This is a genomic window from uncultured Winogradskyella sp. (genome assembly GCF_947498005.1).
GTDB lineage: Bacteria > Bacteroidota > Bacteroidia > Flavobacteriales > Flavobacteriaceae > Winogradskyella.
Genome location: NZ_CANMIW010000003.1, coordinates 357,479 through 376,544, shown reverse-complemented (window position 1 = coordinate 376,544; position 19,066 = coordinate 357,479). Strand labels below are relative to the sequence as shown.

At 32.3% G+C, this 19,066-nt stretch carries 21 protein-coding genes; 17 read left to right on the top strand and 4 right to left on the bottom strand.

Annotated features, from left to right (window positions below):
- The 4 genes from gap to Q0891_RS07470 all read left to right on the top strand — a co-directional run bounded on the left by gap (position 1) and on the right by Q0891_RS07470 (position 2,572).
- Positions 1-1,002, top strand: a complete 1,002-nt coding sequence (gene gap / locus Q0891_RS07485; RefSeq protein WP_299100328.1) for a type I glyceraldehyde-3-phosphate dehydrogenase — start codon at positions 1-3, stop codon at positions 1,000-1,002.
- A 78-nt stretch (positions 1,003-1,080) separates the two neighbouring features.
- Entirely contained in the window at positions 1,081-1,944 is an 864-nt protein-coding gene (locus Q0891_RS07480) for an N-acetylglucosamine kinase (protein WP_299100326.1), read from the top strand.
- 1 nt (position 1,945) lies between these two features.
- Entirely contained in the window at positions 1,946-2,308 is a 363-nt protein-coding gene (locus Q0891_RS07475; protein ID WP_299100324.1) for a methylglyoxal synthase, read from the top strand.
- A gap of 96 nt (positions 2,309-2,404) precedes the next feature.
- On the top strand, positions 2,405-2,572 hold the full coding sequence (locus Q0891_RS07470; RefSeq protein ID WP_299100322.1) for a hypothetical protein: 168 nt from the start codon (positions 2,405-2,407) through the stop codon (positions 2,570-2,572).
- Positions 2,573-2,636: 64 nt separating this feature from the next.
- Here Q0891_RS07470 and Q0891_RS17295 read toward each other — a convergent pair whose 3' ends face one another.
- From Q0891_RS17295 to Q0891_RS07460, 3 genes are read right to left on the bottom strand one after another with little or no spacing between them, the layout of a single operon-like run.
- Positions 2,637-3,119, bottom strand: coding sequence for a hypothetical protein (locus Q0891_RS17295; RefSeq protein ID WP_367179561.1), 483 nt, complete (start codon positions 3,117-3,119; stop codon positions 2,637-2,639).
- 37 nt (positions 3,120-3,156) lie between these two features.
- Positions 3,157-3,807: an MFS transporter gene (locus tag Q0891_RS17290; protein ID WP_367179560.1), complete on the bottom strand. Its 651-nt coding sequence runs from the start codon at positions 3,805-3,807 to the stop codon at positions 3,157-3,159.
- Between the two features lie 52 nt (positions 3,808-3,859).
- Positions 3,860-5,488 (bottom strand): acyl-CoA carboxylase subunit beta, encoded by a 1,629-nt coding sequence (locus Q0891_RS07460; RefSeq protein WP_299100320.1) that lies wholly within the window; start codon positions 5,486-5,488, stop codon positions 3,860-3,862.
- Between the two features lie 148 nt (positions 5,489-5,636).
- Between Q0891_RS07460 and Q0891_RS07455 the strand changes: the two genes are divergently transcribed.
- The 6 genes from Q0891_RS07455 (at position 5,637) to ettA (ending at position 9,764) form a co-directional block, all read left to right on the top strand.
- A complete protein-coding gene (locus Q0891_RS07455) occupies positions 5,637-5,993 on the top strand; it encodes a DoxX family protein (RefSeq protein WP_299100318.1) in 357 nt (118 codons plus the stop codon).
- Position 5,994: 1 nt separating this feature from the next.
- On the top strand, positions 5,995-6,525 hold the full coding sequence (locus Q0891_RS07450) for an NADPH-dependent FMN reductase (protein ID WP_299100317.1): 531 nt from the start codon (positions 5,995-5,997) through the stop codon (positions 6,523-6,525).
- A gap of 42 nt (positions 6,526-6,567) precedes the next feature.
- The gene (locus tag Q0891_RS07445; RefSeq protein WP_299100315.1) at positions 6,568-7,005 is read left to right on the top strand and encodes a MarR family winged helix-turn-helix transcriptional regulator; all 438 of its coding nucleotides are present in this window, start codon (positions 6,568-6,570) and stop codon (positions 7,003-7,005) included.
- Positions 7,002-7,727, top strand: a complete 726-nt coding sequence (locus Q0891_RS07440; RefSeq protein WP_299100313.1) for a pirin family protein — start codon at positions 7,002-7,004, stop codon at positions 7,725-7,727. Before Q0891_RS07445 ends, Q0891_RS07440 begins: the two co-directional genes overlap by 4 nt.
- Before the next feature lie 110 nt (positions 7,728-7,837).
- The gene (locus Q0891_RS07435; protein WP_173281019.1) at positions 7,838-8,020 is read left to right on the top strand and encodes a CAL67264 family membrane protein; all 183 of its coding nucleotides are present in this window, start codon (positions 7,838-7,840) and stop codon (positions 8,018-8,020) included.
- A gap of 52 nt (positions 8,021-8,072) precedes the next feature.
- Positions 8,073-9,764 carry an energy-dependent translational throttle protein EttA gene (gene ettA / locus Q0891_RS07430; RefSeq protein WP_299100312.1) on the top strand — a complete coding sequence of 564 codons (1,692 nt, stop codon included), beginning with the start codon at positions 8,073-8,075 and terminating at the stop codon, positions 9,762-9,764.
- Positions 9,765-9,876: 112 nt separating this feature from the next.
- Here ettA and Q0891_RS07425 read toward each other — a convergent pair whose 3' ends face one another.
- Positions 9,877-10,095 carry a hypothetical protein gene (locus Q0891_RS07425; protein ID WP_299100310.1) on the bottom strand — a complete coding sequence of 73 codons (219 nt, stop codon included), beginning with the start codon at positions 10,093-10,095 and terminating at the stop codon, positions 9,877-9,879.
- A 417-nt stretch (positions 10,096-10,512) separates the two neighbouring features.
- On the opposite strand from Q0891_RS07425, the gene Q0891_RS07420 reads away from it, so the two are divergent.
- The 7 genes from Q0891_RS07420 to Q0891_RS07390 all read left to right on the top strand — a co-directional run bounded on the left by Q0891_RS07420 (position 10,513) and on the right by Q0891_RS07390 (position 18,984).
- Complete coding sequence (locus tag Q0891_RS07420) at positions 10,513-11,859, top strand: microtubule-binding protein (protein WP_299100309.1); 1,347 nt, start codon at positions 10,513-10,515, stop codon at positions 11,857-11,859.
- Between the two features lie 149 nt (positions 11,860-12,008).
- The gene (locus Q0891_RS07415) at positions 12,009-13,052 is read left to right on the top strand and encodes a hypothetical protein (protein ID WP_299100307.1); all 1,044 of its coding nucleotides are present in this window, start codon (positions 12,009-12,011) and stop codon (positions 13,050-13,052) included.
- Positions 13,053-13,207: 155 nt separating this feature from the next.
- Entirely contained in the window at positions 13,208-15,169 is a 1,962-nt protein-coding gene (locus Q0891_RS07410; protein WP_299100305.1) for an AAA family ATPase, read from the top strand.
- 2 nt (positions 15,170-15,171) lie between these two features.
- Positions 15,172-16,500 (top strand): hypothetical protein, encoded by a 1,329-nt coding sequence (locus Q0891_RS07405; protein WP_299100303.1) that lies wholly within the window; start codon positions 15,172-15,174, stop codon positions 16,498-16,500.
- Between the two features lie 23 nt (positions 16,501-16,523).
- On the top strand, positions 16,524-17,108 hold the full coding sequence (locus Q0891_RS07400; RefSeq protein WP_299100302.1) for an NUDIX domain-containing protein: 585 nt from the start codon (positions 16,524-16,526) through the stop codon (positions 17,106-17,108).
- A gap of 72 nt (positions 17,109-17,180) precedes the next feature.
- On the top strand, positions 17,181-18,416 hold the full coding sequence (locus Q0891_RS07395) for a DUF6638 family protein (protein WP_299100300.1): 1,236 nt from the start codon (positions 17,181-17,183) through the stop codon (positions 18,414-18,416).
- A 40-nt stretch (positions 18,417-18,456) separates the two neighbouring features.
- Complete coding sequence (locus tag Q0891_RS07390; RefSeq protein ID WP_299100298.1) at positions 18,457-18,984, top strand: hypothetical protein; 528 nt, start codon at positions 18,457-18,459, stop codon at positions 18,982-18,984.
- Positions 18,985-19,066: the final 82 nt, after the last annotated feature.

The window sequence follows — 19,066 nt, the reverse complement described above, 5'->3', positions numbered from 1 at the left end:
ATGGCAAATTTAAAATTAGGAATTAACGGATTCGGTAGAATAGGAAGAATTGTATTTAGAGCAACTGTAAAACGTAATGACGTTGATGTTGTAGCAATTAATGATTTATTGGATGTTGATCACTTAGCATACTTATTAAAGTATGATTCTGTACACGGAAGATTTGATGGTACAGTTGAAGTAAAAGATGGACAATTAGTAGTAGATGGAAAAACAATCCGTGTAACAGCAGAAAGAGATCCTAAAAATTTAAAGTGGGATGAAGCAGGTGCAACTGTAGTCGCAGAATGTACAGGTATTTTTACAACTTTAGAAACGGCTCAATACCACATTGATGGTGGTGCTAAAAAAGTAGTAATTTCTGCGCCAAGTAAAGATGCACCAATGTTTGTAATGGGAGTAAACGATAGTAAATTACAAGCGAGCGATACAATTGTATCTAATGCATCTTGTACAACAAACTGTTTAGCTCCAATCTCTAAAGTTATTGAAGATAATTTTGGTATTGAAGAAGGTTTAATGACTACAATTCACGCAGCAACCTCTACTCAATTTACAGTAGATGCACCATCACGTAAAAATTACCGTTTAGGACGTTCTGCCATCAATAACATTATTCCAAGTTCTACAGGAGCTGCAAAAGCAGTAGGAAAAGTTATTCCTGAATTAGATGGAAAACTTACAGGTATGGCATTTAGAGTACCAACTGTAGATGTGTCTGTTGTAGATTTAACAGTGAAAACTAAAAAAGCAACATCTTTAGAAGAGATTAAAGCGGCTATGAAAAAAGCAGCTGCTGGTTCTATGGAGGGTGTTTTAGGTTATACTGAAGATGCTGTAGTATCTCAAGATTTTGTAAGTGAGGTTAAAACTAGTGTATTTGATGCTGATGCTTCAATAGAATTAAATTCAACGTTTTTCAAGTTAGTATCTTGGTATGATAATGAGTTTGGTTATTCTAATAAATTAGTTGATTTAGCTCAAAAGGTAAATAGCCTTTAAGACATAATATTAATTCTGAAAATTCCGTAGGATTATGTTCTGTCATAGACTACGGAATTTTTATTTATATACCTTATCATGATTTTAATTACAGATGGTGGTTCTACAAAATGCGATTGGATTGCAATTGATGAAAACGGAAATCAAACCGTAGACAAAATAAGAACCAAAGGATTAAATCCTGCTATTGTTGCAGAAAAGAAGCTTAACAAAATTATTCGAAAGAGTAAAGAGCTGATGTCAATTGCAGATGAAGTAACTCATATTTATTTTTATGGTGCTGGTTGTGGAACAGATAAACCAACACTTTTACTAAAATCGATTTTAGAATATTATTTCAAAAATGCCATAGTAGAAGTTAGAGAAGATACATATGCAGCCGTAAGAGCCTGTATTGATAAAAATGATGAAGCAGCTGTAGTTTGTATTCTAGGAACAGGATCTAACTGTAGTTATTATGATGGTAGAGATTTGCACCAACGCGTATCTAGCTTAGGCTTTATTTTAATGGATGATGCAAGTGGTAATTATTTTGGTAAACAATTAATTAGAGATTACTATTTTAATAAAATGCCAGACACCATAAGTGTAGCTTTTGCTCATAAACACAATCTTGAAGCTGATTTTATAAAATATAATTTATATAAGCAAACCAATCCTAGTGCTTATTTAGCAGATCATGCTGAATTTATGTTCATTAATAAGGATTCAGAATACATTAGTAAAGTAATTACTACTGGTATTCGCTTGTTTGCAGAAAACATGATACTTCAATATAAAGAAGAATTAAAAGAAGGAATTCCTGTTCATTTTGCTGGTTCTATCGCTTATTTTGGACAAGAAGAAATAAAGCAAGTAGCAGAAGAATTCGGGTTTAAGGTTGGTAACTTTGTAAGACGACCAATTGAGGGATTAGTAGATTATCACGTGAAGAATCTTTAATATGGAAATTGCAATTATTGCGCATGATGGAAAAAAGGCTGAAATGGTTCAGTTTTTAAATCAGCATAGTGAAATTTTAAAACATAAAAATATTACGCTAATTTCTACTGGTACAACAGGAGAGAAGGTAAGTAAAGCTGGCTTGCAAGTTAATGCATTGTTGTCTGGTCCTTTAGGAGGTGATGCACAGATTGCAGCTAGAGTAGCTGAAGGACAGTGCGATATGGTTTTGTTTTTTAGAGACCCATTAGATCGTCATCCACATGAGCCAGATATTTTAATGTTAATGAGATTATGCGATGTGCACAATGTTCCATTGGCTACAAATCCTGCAACAGCAGAATTACTTATAAAAGCGATATAATTTTTAATAACCTGTTAATAAAACTAGGCAAGCCTGTTGTAAAACTTATATTTTGGTTATATCTTTGTACCAATAAACGTAAACGAAACAAAAATTATGTTCGAATTTGATCAATATTTAGGATTTTTAGCTTTTTTAACCATATTAACTATCGGTTTTTGGTTAATGATTTTCCTTTTAACTTTTGTGGTACCTTACTGGATTTTTGGTTCATCAATTGAGCGTTTAAAAGAAATTAGAGCAGAGAAGAAGGCTAAACGCTAGATTAGTATTTCTTAATTTTATAATAAGAGAGCACAGATTTTATATTTGTGCTCTTTTTTTGTTCCTATTTTTTAGATATTTTATAAAATCTATATGCGGTTAAAAATCCAATAATACTAAATACACTCAAGACTAAAAAGGCATTTTCTAAGCCTGCGGTTTTATTAGGATTGTCAACTAAAATTCCAAACATTGGTCCAGAAAAGATATCTGGTGTATAGCCAATTATAGACACCAATCCTACAGCAGTTCCTGTTAAGGCAACAGGAATTTTTGCTTCTGGTAAGGTTGCAAAATATAAAACACGGCAAGAATATACACCAATAGCCATTAAGAGAATATTTATAATAAATAACATTGTTGTGTTATTATCAATAATTCCAAAGCTAAATATAAGACTAGAAAAGGTGGTAAGTAAAAACCCAATTATTAACCAAAAAGAAGCTCTGCTTTTGTCCGCCATTAAACCAATAATAACACCAATGACTGGCCTTAAGTAGAGTAAATAAGTGCCAACTTCTGCAGATTTAATGGCGTTATAACGCATTACGTCTGTTGCATAAAGTGTAAATAAATCGGTAGCTTTATAACCAGTATAGGCTCCTAAAATTTTTAATGTATAAACTGTTAAAGTCCGATTTTAAATCTGTTACTTCCTCAGTAGAGGTTTTTAGAAAAAAATAGACTATTAGTCCAATAATAGCCACAATAATTGAACAAGTTGTAATGACTTGTTTAAAAGCAAATTGCCTTTCAATTAAAGAAGAATTAGTAATTGTACCTTCAATAAAAAAAGAGAAAACAAAAACACCAAGCGAACCAAAGGTCGCAGCAACTATACCTCTTCCTCCATCTAAATATCCAAAAGCTATACCTTGGTTATTATCGCCTCCCCAAATTCTTGTGGCTTTTATCATTGCAGCCCAAAACAGAAAGATGGTAGTAAATCCCCAATATCCATATAATAACTTTAAATATTGGTATTCAGGAAATGTTGCAAAATAGAAACCTCCGAACGCAGTTAAAATCAGCGCAACTGACATTAAGTTTTTAGGTTGAAATTTATCAGCTATTGGTCCGCCAAATAAATAGGAGAAAAGAGCAACTATACCATAGACTGAAAAGCAGTAGCCTAAATCTTCATTATTTATTGAAAAAGTTTCAAGAAATGTCGGTCTAAAAACGCGTTGTAGAACAAAGGGTAAAATAAAAATGGCCTCTGCGGCTAATATCAATAATATTAGGATGTACAGAGGCTGTTTTTTAGATTTAGTTTGTTGCTGCATATTAAACTTGAAGAACACCCATATTAAAAGGTTTTTCAATAGGAGCGTGGTTAGCAGCTTCTATTCCCATAGAAATCCAAGTTCTTGTGTCTATCGGATCAATTACAGCATCTGTCCATATGCGAGAAGCCGCATAATAAGGCGATACTTGATCATCATATCTTGATTTTATTTTATTAAATAATTCTTCCTCTTTTTCTTTAGTAATTGTTTCACCTTTCTTTTTAAGTGAAGCTGTTTCAATTTGCAATAGTACTTTAGCCGCAGAATTTCCACTCATTACAGCTAACTCTGCGCTTGGCCATGCAGCAATTAGTCTTGGGTCGTACGCTTTTCCACACATCGCGTAATTTCCTGCACCATAGCTATTACCTAAAACAATCGTGAATTTTGGAACCACAGAATTACTGACAGCATTTACCATTTTGGCACCATCCTTAATAATTCCGCTGTGTTCAGATTTGCTTCCAACCATAAAGCCAGTAACATCTTGTAGAAATACTAAAGGAATCTTTTTCTGATTACAATTAGCAATAAATCGTGTTGCTTTATCTGCTGAGTCATTGTAAATAACACCTCCAAATTGCATTTCGCCTTTTTTAGTTTTTACTAGTTTTCTTTGATTAGCAACAATACCAACAGCCCAACCTTCAATTCTGGCGTAAGCCGTAATAATAGTTTTTCCATAATCTTCTTTGTACTCTTCAAATTCAGAATCATCAACTAATCGTTTTATGATGTCCTTCATGTCGTATTGATCAGCTCTGCTTTTTGGAAGTATACCATAAATGTCATTAGGATTTTCCTTAGGTTTTATTGATGCAGTTCTATTGTATCCTGCTTTATCAAAATCTCCAATTTTGTCCACAATGTTCTTAATTTTATCAAGAGCATCTTTGTCGTCTGTAGCTTTATAATCGGTAACACCAGAAATTTCACAATGTGTTGTTGCGCCACCAAGAGTTTCATTATCAATAGATTCTCCTATTGCAGCTTTTACTAAATAACTTCCTGCTAAAAAAATACTCGCTGTTTTATCAACAATTATGGCTTCATCACTCATTATTGGTAAATAAGCTCCTCCAGCAACACAACTGCCCATAACAGCAGAAATTTGGGTAATTCCCATACTACTCATCACAGCATTGTTCCTGAAAATGCGTCCAAAATGTTCTTTGTCAGGGAAAATTTCATCTTGCATTGGCAAAAAGACACCAGCACTATCTACCAAATAAATAATAGGTAAGTGGTTTTCTATGGCGATTTCTTGTGCACGCAAATTTTTCTTTCCTGTAATAGGAAACCAGGCGCCAGCTTTTACAGTAGCATCATTAGCCACTACAATACATTGTTTACCTTTTACATATCCCATTTTTACAACAACACCTCCAGATGGACAACCTCCATATTGCTCATACATACCTTCTCCAGCAAATGCACCAATCTCTATAGATTTGGCTTTAGGATCTAATAGATAATCAACACGCTCTCTGGCTGTCATTTTACCTTTAGCATGATGTTTTTCAATACTTTTTTGACCACCACCTAGTTTGACTTTCGCAAATCGCTTTTTTAAGTCAGAAACTAAAAGTTTATTGTGGTCTTCGTTTTGGTTGAATTTGATATCCATTAATATAGATTTGTTTTGTACGAATTTACAAAACGAAACTATTTTTGGAAAGTTAATGTTTTCTAAAAATATATAACATGGAAATATATTCCTAGGAATGTAAATAAATTTTATGTTATATTTGCACTCTAACTAAACATATTATAAAATGAAAAAAAATAAAATTATTTATTACGTAGCCACAGGATTGTTAACCTTATTGATGCTGTTTTCTGTAAGCATGTATTTTTTTAAACATGAAGATGTGTCTCAAATGTTCACTAATTTTGGTTATCCAACTTATATTATTTATCCCTACGCTGTGGCTAAACTTTTAGGGCTTTTTGCTATTTGGAACCCTAAATTTAAAGTGATTAAAGAATGGGCTTATGCAGGATTTTTCTTTGCATTTATATTGGCATTTTTCGCGCATTACATGATTGGCGATGGCGAACAAACAGGAGCGCTTATAGCGTTTGTTTTATTGATAGTATCTTATATATTTAACAAAAAAAACCAAAACTAAAATGAAAAATATAATAGCATTTGCAGGTAGTAATAGCACTACTTCAATCAACAAAAAATTAGTTGAGTATACCTCTAGTTTAGTAAAAGAAACTGAAATTAATATTTTAGATTTAAACGATTTTGAGCTACCTATTTACGGAGTAGACTTAGAACAGAAAGAAGGATTTCCTGAAAATGCAAAACGTTTTGCAGAGGCCATAAAGAATTCTGATGGTATTATTCTTTCGTTGGCAGAACATAATGGAGCGTACAGTGCAGTTTTCAAAAACTTATTTGATTGGATTTCTCGCATTGAGCAAAAAACATTTCTAAATAAACCTATGTTATTAATGGCAACATCTCCTGGAGCTAGAGGAGGAGTTACAGTTTTAGAAATCGCAAAAGGTAGATTTCCGTATCATGATGCACAAATTGTAGGTACGTTTTCATTACCTTCTTTTTATGATAATTTTTCTGAAGGTAAAATTACCGATGAGGCATCAAATGCACAATTATTAGAACAGGTCAAAAAATTTGAAGCCACTCTATAAGTTTCTCCTTTAATATTATATTAATTTAATTATTCAGAATATATGGGCGATTTTTCTAAAGATATTAATTCTACGTTTCCGAATCAAAAAGTAAAAGCAATGCTTAATATTTTGTACACGGCTAATTGGATTAATAGTTATCAGGCTGCATTTTTTAAACCTTTTAAAATTTCATCACAGCAGTATAATATATTAAGAATTTTAAAAGGAGCAGGTCAACCTTTAAAAGTACAAACGATAAAGGAACGCATGATTGAAAGATCTCCAAATGCGACGCGTTTAATGGATAAGCTCAGTTCAAAACACTTGATTGAACGTATCGCTTGCCCAAATGATAGACGTGTTGTACATATCAATATTACTGAAGAAGGATTAAATCTGTTAGAAGAGATTTCTAAAGCAGATCGTAAAAGTATTTTTCAAAATTTAACTGAAGAAGAAGCATCACAATTAAGTGATTTATTAGATAAAATGAGATGAAAAAGGTAATACATAAAGCAGAGAGTAGAGGATTTGCAGATCATGGATGGTTAAAAGCTAATCACTCCTTTAGTTTTGCAGGTTGGTTTAGTGAAGATAGAATTCATTTTGGCGCTTTAAGAGTGTTAAATGATGATATTGTTGGACCTAAAATGGGATTTGGTACACATCCACACGATAATATGGAAATTATTACCATTCCATTAAAAGGTGTTCTTAAGCATCGTGATAACATGCATAATGATTGGCAAACTGTTGTACCAGGTGAAGTGCAAGTAATGTCTGCAGGCACTGGGATTCAACATTCTGAAATTAATGGTTCTGTTAATGACGAATTAGGTTTATTTCAAATATGGATTATTCCAGATGAAAGAAATGTAAAACCGCGTTACGATCAAAAGGTATTTAAAGCTGAAGATAGACAAGGACAACTTCAAACTTTAGTAACCTCATTTAGTGATAAGGACAATGCAAGTTTAAAAGTCCATCAAGATGTTAAACTTTCTAGAATTGATTTGTTAGAAAATAATTCGTTTCAGTATACATTAAAAAGTGAAGATCATGGTGTTTACATCATGAATATAGCAGGAAATAGTAGTATTGAAAATGAAGATTTAAACTCGCGTGATGCTATAGGAATTTCTGAAACGGATAGTTTTAAAATTACAGCAAAATCAAAGAGTGAGTTATTATTCATTGAAGTACCAATGATAAAATTATAGATTTTTAACATGAATAATTATATAAGCATCACAATTTGTGATGCTTTTTTTATTTAAAATACGATATTTGTAATTCAACTAACTAATTAACCAAATTAAAGATTAAGAATATGGCGATGAATAAAAACACAGTACTAGCTTGGGCAACTTGGATAATGATATTTGTAGGATGTGGTTTAATAGCATTAGGTGCATTTAGATACGATGATGTTGCAGGTTGGGGATTTGCTGCTGTTGGTGGTGGTTTTTTCTGTATATCATGGGTGTTTAATGCCTTGAAAGGCAGAGTTTAATTTGGCCAGAATATCTTTTAACTTTATAACAATAAACTTTTATACTTAAATTATGAGTGACGATAAAAAAGTGATTTTTGCAATGTCTGGTCTTACAAAGACGTTTTCAGGTGCAAATACACCAGTTTTAAAAAATATATATTTAAGCTTCTTCTATGGAGCTAAAATTGGTATTCTTGGTCTTAATGGATCAGGAAAATCTACATTATTAAAAATTATTGCAGGTGTAGATAAAAACTATCAAGGAGATGTTGTTTTTCAACCTGGTTACACAGTAGGTTATTTAGAGCAAGAACCTCAATTAGATGATGATAAAACGGTTATGGAAATCGTGCGAGAAGGTGCTGCAGAAACAGTTGCTATTCTTGATGAATATAATAGTATTAATGATCAGTTTGGTTTAGAAGAAGTCTATAGCGATGCCGATAAAATGGAAAAGCTAATGAATCGACAGGCAGAGTTGCAAGATCAAATTGATGCGGCAGGTGCATGGGAATTAGATACCAAATTAGAAATTGCTATGGATGCGTTACGCACTCCAGATGGCGATAAGAAAATAGGAGTTCTTTCTGGTGGTGAGCGTCGTCGTGTGGCCTTATGTCGTTTATTACTTCAGGAGCCAGATGTCTTGTTATTAGATGAGCCAACCAACCATTTAGATGCGGAGTCTGTACATTGGTTAGAGCATCATTTAGCACAATATAAAGGAACTGTAATTGCGGTAACGCACGATAGATACTTCTTAGATAATGTTGCAGGCTGGATTTTAGAATTAGATAGAGGAGAAGGGATTCCTTGGAAAGGAAACTACTCGTCTTGGTTAGATCAAAAATCAAAGCGTATGGCACAAGAAAGTAAAACAGCTTCTAAACGTCAAAAAACATTAGAACGCGAGTTAGACTGGGTACGTCAAGGAGCTAAAGGAAGACAAACTAAGCAAAAGGCACGTTTAAAGAACTATGACAAATTAATGAGTCAGGATCAAAAACAGCTCGATGAAAAGTTAGAAATCTACATTCCAAATGGTCCGCGTTTGGGGACTAATGTAATTGAAGCTGCAGGTGTTGCCAAAGCCTATGATGACAAGTTACTATATGACGATTTAAACTTTAATCTACCTCAAGCTGGTATTGTTGGTGTTATTGGACCAAATGGTGCTGGTAAAACGACTATATTCAGAATGATTATGGGAGAGGAAAAACCTGATAAAGGAGAGTTTAAAGTAGGTGAAACGGCCAAGATTGCATATGTTGATCAGAAACACTCTAATATTGATCCGGAAAAAACAATTTGGCAGAACTTTAGTGATGAGCAAGAGTTGGTTATGATGGGAGGAAAGGAAGTAAATTCTAGAGCCTATTTAAGCCGATTTAATTTCTCAGGAGGTGAGCAAAACAAAAAAGTAAAATTACTTTCTGGTGGTGAGCGAAACCGTTTGCATTTAGCTATGACGCTTAAAGAGGAAGGTAATGTTTTACTTTTAGATGAACCTACTAATGATCTAGATGTAAATACATTAAGAGCATTAGAAGAAGGTTTAGAGAATTTTGCAGGTTGTGCTGTTGTTATTAGTCACGATAGATGGTTCTTAGATAGAATATGTACACACATATTAGCATTTGAAGGTGATTCTCAAGTCTATTTCTTTGAAGGAGGCTTTAGTGATTATGAAGAAAATAAGAAGAAACGTTTAGGTGGAGATTTAATGCCAAAACGAATTAAATATAAAAAATTAGTGAGATAATTTTCACTCATTTTACAATGTAAAAGCCAGCAATTTGCTGGCTTTTTAGTTTTATATTTTTGCGTAATAGACTATAGTTTTCTATTAATATACGTCATCACTTTATAATAATTTAATTATCGCCATAAAGATGTCCACTAGGCCTTTCTTCATTTGAATTTTCGTAGTCCTTGAAGGCGTTGGTTTGCATCAATTTTTTATTTTCAGCTTTAAGTTTATACATTTTAATAATTGCGATTGCAATAAGAACTAGAAAAACCGAAGCCACTAATATGAGTATAATGGTAAGTTGTGTCGTTGTCACAATCAAAGCCTTTGTAAGAAGTTGCATAAACATATATAATGGTTTAGAATTGGGGTTCTAGGATGCTAATATAGAAAAAATCTTATTCTTAAATGCTTAATTTTAAATTATTTACCATTTTATATCAACAATTTCATCGATAAAACGGTTGTAAAATCCGATAAACAGCTGTGTTTGTTGGTATATTAAGCCTTTTGTTTTAGGGTTTATTATTTAAAAAATGAATAAATAAAATTGATAATATTACCACGATAATTAAATTTAAAACTGATTATATCAATAGTATTTTTTTTAGAATAAAGTATTGCTAAAAAATAATTACGAAAATTGTAACATTTTTAAAATTCAAGCTACCTATATTTTAGTAAGTAAAGTTTTTATAGTCTTAAAAAATTACCGAAATTGTTATCCTTAAATTGTTCAACTTAATAACACTACACAAATATGTCTGATGATTTTGATTTATTAGAAACAAATTCCAACGAAAAAACAGCGAAAGTCGATGTAAATTGGGGAAAGGCCATTGACCAAATGAAGTCTAAATTGGCTCAAGAAGATGATCCTGAAAGTCGTCAGAAAATATTAAATGCAACATTAGATAATGTTGTAGATATGGCTGAAAAAGACAGAACTACCTTATTAGATGCTATAAAAGATTTAACCGATTACCAAGATGAAGTTGGTATTATGTTTGAAGGGTTCTCTGCTTTAAATGCCTCAGAACAAAAAATCATAGACGATTCAATAAAACGTTTAGAACGTGCAAAAGTTGAATTAGAAGATGCAAATGCAAAGCCAGACACATTTTGGAATAACCTTTTTGGTAGAAAAGGAAAAATTCAAAAAGCAGAACAAGAATTAAAAGATGCTCAAAAAGTACGTGATGCTGCGGATAATAAGGCAAAAGCCATGTTTCAACAACGTATTGAAACAGCTGATGTACAAACATTATTAAATGAATTGTCTTTTAAGAGTCAAGCGGCAATTAAGCGTTTAAAAGATAGAGAAATTGAAATAAAAGAAGTTGAAGAAAGTCTTAAAACGGCAATTGTTGAAGCTTCTAACAACCATACAAAAGCGCTTCAAAAGAAAAAAGAAGTAGAAGATAAGCTAGAAACGGAATATGCTTTACTAAAACAAGCACGTCAAGCTTTAGAAGAAGTTGCAGATAAGCAATCTACTGAATACTCTGATGCGTTAGGTAAAGTAACTACTTTAGAGCAAAAAGTTGAAGAATTAGAAGGTCTTAAAAATGCTTATACAACCTTAGCAGCTTCAAAAGATAGTTTTGTACACAAACATAATCTTACTATTAAAGTATTAACGTCTTTACGTAGTAATTTGCAAACACATAGAGCAAAATTAAAGAGTGATACAGACGAGCGTCTTAAATATTACGATGGTTACGTTGTAGCATTAAAAGCACGTACTGACCAAGAATTTGCGGCTATTTTAGAACACTTAGGTGTTAAAACCGATGAGCATATTGGAGAAACTTTAGCTGCAATGCATACGGCAAGTGCTAAAGCACGTCAAGAAATGATGGACAACATTCCTGTGCACGAAAAAGTGATGCAAGGTGTTTATGGAAGTTATGCTGAAGCGTTGCAAGAAATTAGAGAAAAGGATAAGTCTATCCAGTCTAATTTTGCTGACCGTTACGGAATTGATATGAAAGAGATTTTCGAAGATTATTACGCAGCAGATGGAAATGCACCAGCAAATGATGGCGCAGGTGAACCAGCAGATCCACCAAAGCCAGAAGCTAGTGACGATGACCTTTTAGGATAAAAAATAGTTGTTGGTTTTTAGTATTCAGTTGGTAGAAAATACGAATTGAATACTAAAAACCATACGCTATAATTTGATAAATTTTTTAATAGTGCCTTTCAAATAGTTGAGGGTCACTGCAAACAGAATACTGCCAACTACCAACCATAATGATAGTTACACCCTTAGATTCCGCAATATTAGATTCCAAAGAACAGTATGTGTTTTATCACAAAATGATAGATTTCACATTAAAGGAACTTATTTATGCGGTTCAAGAAAAACAATTACTAAACGACCAAGAAGTTCAATTATTTAAGCAATACAGTGATTTGTTGTTGTATTCTATTGAAGCCATGCGTGTAAAATACATGTATGATGATGAGGAAAACATGAAAGTGGATTTAACCGATTCTGGTTTTCCTAATTACCTTGAGTTTAGATATTTATTTAATGATTTAGAATTACGTGAAGAGTATCTGGGCAAACTTACGGATGTAGAAACGCTAAAAGAAGAATTTTTAGATACTTTAATGCGGAAAAAAGAGCCCATTGCTAAGCGCAAACTCTTTCAAGCATCATCTATAGTATACTACACGTCTGCTAAGAAAGAATATATTTTTAATCGTTTTGTACAAGGTAAAATTATGAAAGCTACTGAAAATTCTGAAGAAGAGTATTTGGTAAGTTGGAGCTTTTATGATGTAACACATAACAGACCATACATTTGCTATATGTATTTTAATTACGATGGTAAAAATGTACAAGACTATAAGGATGAAATATATTCAGTTCTAAAAAATGCAGCTGATCGTGATATGAATTTAGATACCATGGCTTATGCTATAGATAAGCGTTTGCCAAAAGTATTTCCTAAACGTATAAGACGTATCGATTTAGGACCAATTCATAATGTGTTCGCTAAAGATGAAAACAAAGTGACACATGCAATTTTACAAAGTATAGCTAGTAAGGAAGTGCCATTAGAATCGTACGCAATTTCATTTAAAATAGACGAATTAAAATCGGGTAGCGAATTTAAAGAAGGCAGTTTTTTTAGCAAACAAACCTTTCAACGTTGGGATGCTATTTTTAGACAACGCTACGTATTTGCGCCACATAGAATTATACAATTACTTTATAATAAAACACCAGAGATTATGAATAAGTTGGCGATGTCGCCTATTCAAATTTCGGACTTAGAAATGAAATAAGTTTACAGTCGCATAGAAAAAAAAATACAGTCCCAGTCGCAGTTTTCAGTATTGCGGAAAATGAAAATAATAATTATCAAAAAACAGTTTTAGAAGAGTAATCAGAGCGATGTAATCAACTGTTTACTTTTAACTGAGACTGAAAACTAAAAAAAATGGAACACAACTCAACTTTCCCTATAAAACAAAATGAATTAGACATGCTTCGAGATGAAGCAACAACCTATCTAAAATCCATTCAATGGGAACAAAGTCAACGTGCAAAAAATAAAGATACTGATGCCAAAGACGAATCTATTTTATTGTATTTGTCTAGAGCAAACAACGGAAGTAACGTTAATGTCACTTCAGTGTCTAAAACGATTTTGGCATTAAAAAAACGTTTGTTACCTGAGTCTGTAGCGCTTCCTATTTTTTTAAATCAAACGTTGTATGCCGTACAAGAAGGTTTAACTCTAGGAATTTGGATAAAAGATTCATTCTATGATGCTTCAGGGTTATCGAGTTTAAGTGAGAATAAATCGGCATTAGATAGTTCAGGAAGACGTGAATATGAAAGTAAGATGCATACAGCAACTGCTTTCATGTTATTTTCAACAGCATATAAAATTCTTCATGATTTAAAACCACATGCTTCGGATGATTTATCTGTAATGAAACAGAAGTTTGCGGGCATACCAGAAGTATCACTATTAACGCCTTTAAAAGGAATTTCTTGTCAGTTATTCTACTACGATAAGTATTTAGGTCATCCTGAAATTATAAAATCAGACAAAGATGTTATTGATTTTACTGTGGTTTATTTTGAAGCCTTAATAGACGAAATTCAATTAAGAAAAAGTAGTTTAGAGTACACGGAAAGCATTTCAGACAGAACTTATAAATTAGAAAACAGTGATTTTGCAGTTTCTGGTTGGGAAAATTCATTCTCAGGAACAGCAAAGAGTATTGAATTCAATAAAATTCAGTTTGAGCAAATTGTAGGTAACAGAGATGCTAAACATTTTGCACGTCGCTTAACAGAACGCTTATTGAGTTACGATATAGAAGCAAAGAAAAATCCATTTCAAGAATTAGGTGGATTTATGCCTGTTTTTATGGGTTACGGAATTCCTGGTACAGGAAAAAGTATGTTGATTGCAGCTATTGCAACCAGGTTAAAAGAACATTCAGATAATTTAGATATTCCGTTTTTATTTCATCCCATGCCAGATACGTTAATTAGCACGTTTCAAGGTGGTTCTGCCGAAAAAATGGTAGAGTGGATGAAGCCATTACAAGACCCAACTAAATTAATTTTTGCACCAATTGATGATGCCGAAAATAACTTGCAAGAGCGTACAGCACAAGGTGTTTCTGCAGGTGTAAAAGAAGTAATTGGTGTATTTTTAAGATATACAGAAGGTGCTTATGCCGTTAATTACGGAAACAGTTCTATTGGTTTATTTACCAATTTGCCAGAAATGTTAGATAAGGCTGTAATTTCTAGAGTACAAGGACGATTTAAAATTGATGGTGCACGTACGGAGCACGATTTTGTTGACCAAGATTACATCTGGTGGAAAAAATTACAAGATACCATGCCAGATTTTGTAAACATGAATGATCCTGAAGTGTATAAATATTTGTCAGACCAAGGACTAGCCAATAGTATGGGCGAAATTCTTAATGCTATTGAAAATCCATCGGAAGCAAGAGTACATGATACGTTTGATAAAGTTGAAAAACTACATCAAAATAACGACCATATGTTTTATGCGGCTTTGTATAAAGAAATTCAGAAAATATTTCCATTTTTCTCTTCAAGAGATGTTAGAAATATTCAGTCTGCCATTTCATTACGTTTGACGGATTTCGATTTAGAACAAGATTGGTTTGAAAATCCTGAAACGTATTTCAAAAAAGATTACGAGACTAAATTTAATATGCTTCAAGAATTAATGAAGTCTAACATGAAAGGTTTAAACTTTTCAGATATTAGAAGACAAGAAGTAATTCGTTATTTAGATAACGTGGCAACAATTGCAGATACAGACTTTAAACGAAAAGTAGATTCTAGAGTGAATCAAATGAATATTGAAACAAAGGCTCGCGAGCAATTTGGAGTAAAAGGCTAAAAATGGATAATAACACGAACAACGACATAGAGCCAGATAAAGTAGTTAACGAACCCACAAAAGGTTGGTTACAACGACTAAAGGATGAAAGCTGGGAAGCTGAATTGCTAGTCTCTGCCATTGCTATTTTTGGTATATTTCAGATGTTTGATGTTATTGATTGGGGAACAAATAAGTTTATTAACGTATTAAATCCAAGTCAATATTTAGTGGGTTATGCTATTTTATTTATTGGGTTATTTGCCATAAGTATTTTGGCATCTATGTTCGTTATTCATTTTTTTCTTCGTGCATATTGGATTGGTTTAGTAGGCTTAAATTCTGTTTTTCCAGATTACAGTATAGAAGATAGTGCGTATTCAAAAATATATACGGAGAAGATTCTCACTATTCTTCCAAAACTAGAAGATTCTATAAAGAAAGTAGATGCTTTGTGTAGCGTTATTTTTTCAGCAGCATTTACATTTTTGCTGATGTATACTTATATGGCTTTAATAGCATGTCTTTACTTGCTATTATTTAATTTGTTATCGGATTACGTCCCAACACTAATACTTTTAATTCCATTAGTTTTATTTATTGGAGCTATGCTATTCCAAATGATTATTGGTGTTATAGCTAATTTGAAGAAAAACAAAGAAAAAGAAAGTCTTCAGATTTTATATTTTAAAGCTGTAAAATATAGCTCACTTATTATGATTGGGCCTTTATATAAGTCTATTCTGCAAGTGACAATGATATTTGGCTCTAACTTTAAGAAAAACAAATCGCTTGCTTACTTAATGCTATCATTTTTAATTGTTGGTATGCCTTTGGCTGTTATTCAAATGAGTAAAACTAACATTCCGTATTTAATTAAAACTGGAATTGGTATTGAAGGAGATGAATTAAAAATAGACCCAAATTATTATGCATCCGAAAATACAAGCAGCACATTTCTTTTAGCACCAGAAATTGCATCTGATGTTATAAAATCTAAAGTAATTAAAGTCTTTATTCCCATTTTTGATAACGAAAAGAGACTACGAGAAGGCACTTGTGAAACTTATAAAGAAGATGAAAATCTAACGAAATCAGAACAGCGAAAAGCGAGTAGTTTAAGTTTTTTAAACTGCTATAAAACCTATAATACAGTGTTTTTAAATGATGAAAAAGTAGATGCCGATTTCTTAAAATATAAGCATCCAGTAACCAAACAATTTGGCGTTGTAGGTTATGTGTCCTTAAAGGATGTAACCTTCGGAATGCAGACTATTACTATAAAAAAAGAATTCAGCATGGATAATATTAAGTCTTGGTCAATTCCATTTTATTATACTGAAAACAATTAGATCTATCTCAAGGATAAATCCATATGAAAGACAAATTAAAAAACATTAGCAAAACAACCCTTTCTCACGATTGGGCAAAATTAGATAGAATTGATTACGATTATCAATTCAAAGATGGCGAGTGGAAACGGTTATCGAGAGAAACTTATAATAGAGGACATGGAGCTGCAATATTGCTGTATAATCCCATGAGTGGAAATGTAATTCTAACCAAGCAATTTAGAATGCCAATCTATGATGTCAATAACGACGAAGGCATGTCTATTGAAGTTTGTGCAGGAGCTATTGACAACAATGATAGCGCACTAGAAACCGTAATTAGAGAAACAAAAGAAGAAGTTGGTTATAGAATTAGCACAGCAAAACAAGTATTAACCGCTTATACGTCGCCAGGAGCTATCACCGAAAAAATGTTTCTTTTTGTAGCTGAGTATGATGAAAATATGAAGGTTACAAAAGGAGGAGGTTTAGAAAGTGAAAATGAAGAAATTGAGGTGTTAGAAGTTCATTTTTCTAAAGCGATTGAAATGGTAAAGCAAGAAGAGATTGTTGATGCAAAAACAATAATGTTGTTGCAATATGCTCAGATTAATCAATTGATAAAATAATTGATAGGTCTAAAAAGTCAACTATTTAAAAAAGTATAAACAAATAGATTCCCATAGTTGTGGGAAAGGAATATGAATAAATTAAAACAAGCAAATTTATACAGAAGTGAACTAATTCCCATAAGCGGAAAATTAGTAGAACGCTATAATAAATGCTTAAAAACATTGGGTTTTAAAGCAACCAAACTAACCTCGTTTTATATCGATGGTATTGGTTGGAGTCCAGAAGTTGCAGAGGAAAAAAACAATACGCAGTATCTAAATCATGGCGATGCTAATCCACATGGTATTATTATTTCGCCATTGCAAAAAGGAAAACCTGTATATCTGCCATTTCATTCATTTGATAAAGAAATGATGCAACATATCTTTAGAACTCATGGGCAAAAAATCAATGATATTACAAGAGATTCCGCTATTTGTATAGATTTTGATCAAAATATAGATGTTTTTTATGAGCCTTTGGATATTTTGAAATACGATAATGTAAATATCACATTCCGTCTCATAGATAATCTAGAGCAAGTTCAAAAAGATCAACTAAAATTGGTGGATAAATTTAGGACCGAAAATAATTTTATAGATGAAAATATTCATCAAGAACTATTAAATTCAGCTAAGACATTTGGCGATTTAAGAAATAGAGATCTCAGTTTACATCCTTTACATTTTTCAACAGATTCGTTTTTCTCAAGAGCTTTTGATGGTGTTTATTTACTTAGAGATTTTATTAAACCTATTGTGGTTTTTGAAAGTTTAGAGCATTACAAAGAAGCAATAAAAGATACTATTCATGATGTTTTAATCTATCATATTGCACAACCAGAATTGGTGGATAAACTAAAAGATCACATCATTATAGAATGTGATTTAGAACAGATTGTAAAAACACCAATTTACGATAGAACTAAGAAGTACGAATTAGCGCAGTTTCTATCAGAAACGGAACATCCTATAAAAGATATTTTAAATGATAAAGTGCTCTTTAAGAGTTATCTCAATAAAATTGATTTAAAAGCTAGAAAACAAGTCATGGGAGTGGAGCTTTATCTAGAAAAACTAGAACGAAGCAATGCTTTTAAGATTGAAGATATTGTAGACCAATCCTTTTATTTTGCACTGCATCAGCCACATTCATCGTTGTCCTCTGAGCATCGCGACTTAATACATAAGTTACTGATTAATATCTCATCAAAAGATGTTTTATTCTTGTATTGGTATGATAAAGAGCAGTTTTATAAGAGTTACGAAACTTGGGACGATTCATTTAAAGATTGGGTAATTGAAAAAATCCGTAACAATATCTAATTATTTTAGACTAATTTTATAAGAACCTTAAACGTAAAACATGATGTCACTAGAAATAATAGCTTTTGTAGCTTCCATACTATTCGGAATTGTATTGTATTGGAGAGAATCTAAGAGCAATAAAGTATATAAATTTTTTAATAAAATCTTTTATTCTAAAGATTTACAAATGGACGCCAATAGTAAAAAGGGCTTTCTATATCAACAATCTTTCTTAATGCGATTGGTCTATATTGCTGTACTCTTTTTAGTAGGTATTCTTATTGCTAGATTTTTAATTCCAATTGATTTAATGACTATTTCTTTATTCGCATCTAGTATGTTTGGTACATTATTAGGGACATATTTAGCAAATTTTGTTTTTAAATCGTCTGAAGTTATAGATGAAAAAGGAGATTCATTAATGGATGCTGTAAAAGACACCGTAGAAAAAGGAAAAGACTTTATACAAGAGTTAGAAGCAAAAGAAAGTTCGGACAATGTGGAAACGGAACAAGAGTTAGAATCAAAACCAGAAGTAGAAAAGCAAAGTGCGCGTGACCGATTGAAGGATAAGGGTCTAATGTAAAACATGTAGTCATCCTGAACTCGTTTCAGGCTCTGTCAATTTTAACTACAAACAAGTAAGCATTACAACAACAAAATTTAAG

Coding starts and splice junctions, on each gene's coding strand:
- Q0891_RS07455 (WP_299100318.1), top strand. CDS start 5,637: ATGAAAAAAAATAAAATTATTTATTACGTAGCCACAGGATTGTTAACC.
- gap (WP_299100328.1), top strand. CDS start 1: ATGGCAAATTTAAAATTAGGAATTAACGGATTCGGTAGAATAGGAAGA.
- Q0891_RS07425 (WP_299100310.1), bottom strand. CDS start 10,095: ATGCAACTTCTTACAAAGGCTTTGATTGTGACAACGACACAACTTACC.
- Q0891_RS07440 (WP_299100313.1), top strand. CDS start 7,002: ATGAAAAAGGTAATACATAAAGCAGAGAGTAGAGGATTTGCAGATCAT.
- Q0891_RS07420 (WP_299100309.1), top strand. CDS start 10,513: ATGTCTGATGATTTTGATTTATTAGAAACAAATTCCAACGAAAAAACA.
- Q0891_RS07400 (WP_299100302.1), top strand. CDS start 16,524: ATGAAAGACAAATTAAAAAACATTAGCAAAACAACCCTTTCTCACGAT.
- Q0891_RS17295 (WP_367179561.1), bottom strand. CDS start 3,119: ATGCGTTATAACGCCATTAAATCTGCAGAAGTTGGCACTTATTTACTC.
- ettA (WP_299100312.1), top strand. CDS start 8,073: ATGAGTGACGATAAAAAAGTGATTTTTGCAATGTCTGGTCTTACAAAG.
- Q0891_RS07475 (WP_299100324.1), top strand. CDS start 1,946: ATGGAAATTGCAATTATTGCGCATGATGGAAAAAAGGCTGAAATGGTT.
- Q0891_RS07470 (WP_299100322.1), top strand. CDS start 2,405: ATGTTCGAATTTGATCAATATTTAGGATTTTTAGCTTTTTTAACCATA.
- Q0891_RS07410 (WP_299100305.1), top strand. CDS start 13,208: ATGGAACACAACTCAACTTTCCCTATAAAACAAAATGAATTAGACATG.
- Q0891_RS07390 (WP_299100298.1), top strand. CDS start 18,457: ATGATGTCACTAGAAATAATAGCTTTTGTAGCTTCCATACTATTCGGA.
- Q0891_RS07405 (WP_299100303.1), top strand. CDS start 15,172: ATGGATAATAACACGAACAACGACATAGAGCCAGATAAAGTAGTTAAC.
- Q0891_RS07450 (WP_299100317.1), top strand. CDS start 5,995: ATGAAAAATATAATAGCATTTGCAGGTAGTAATAGCACTACTTCAATC.
- Q0891_RS07395 (WP_299100300.1), top strand. CDS start 17,181: ATGAATAAATTAAAACAAGCAAATTTATACAGAAGTGAACTAATTCCC.
- Q0891_RS07415 (WP_299100307.1), top strand. CDS start 12,009: ATGATAGTTACACCCTTAGATTCCGCAATATTAGATTCCAAAGAACAG.
- Q0891_RS07445 (WP_299100315.1), top strand. CDS start 6,568: ATGGGCGATTTTTCTAAAGATATTAATTCTACGTTTCCGAATCAAAAA.
- Q0891_RS07460 (WP_299100320.1), bottom strand. CDS start 5,488: ATGGATATCAAATTCAACCAAAACGAAGACCACAATAAACTTTTAGTT.
- Q0891_RS07480 (WP_299100326.1), top strand. CDS start 1,081: ATGATTTTAATTACAGATGGTGGTTCTACAAAATGCGATTGGATTGCA.
- Q0891_RS07435 (WP_173281019.1), top strand. CDS start 7,838: ATGGCGATGAATAAAAACACAGTACTAGCTTGGGCAACTTGGATAATG.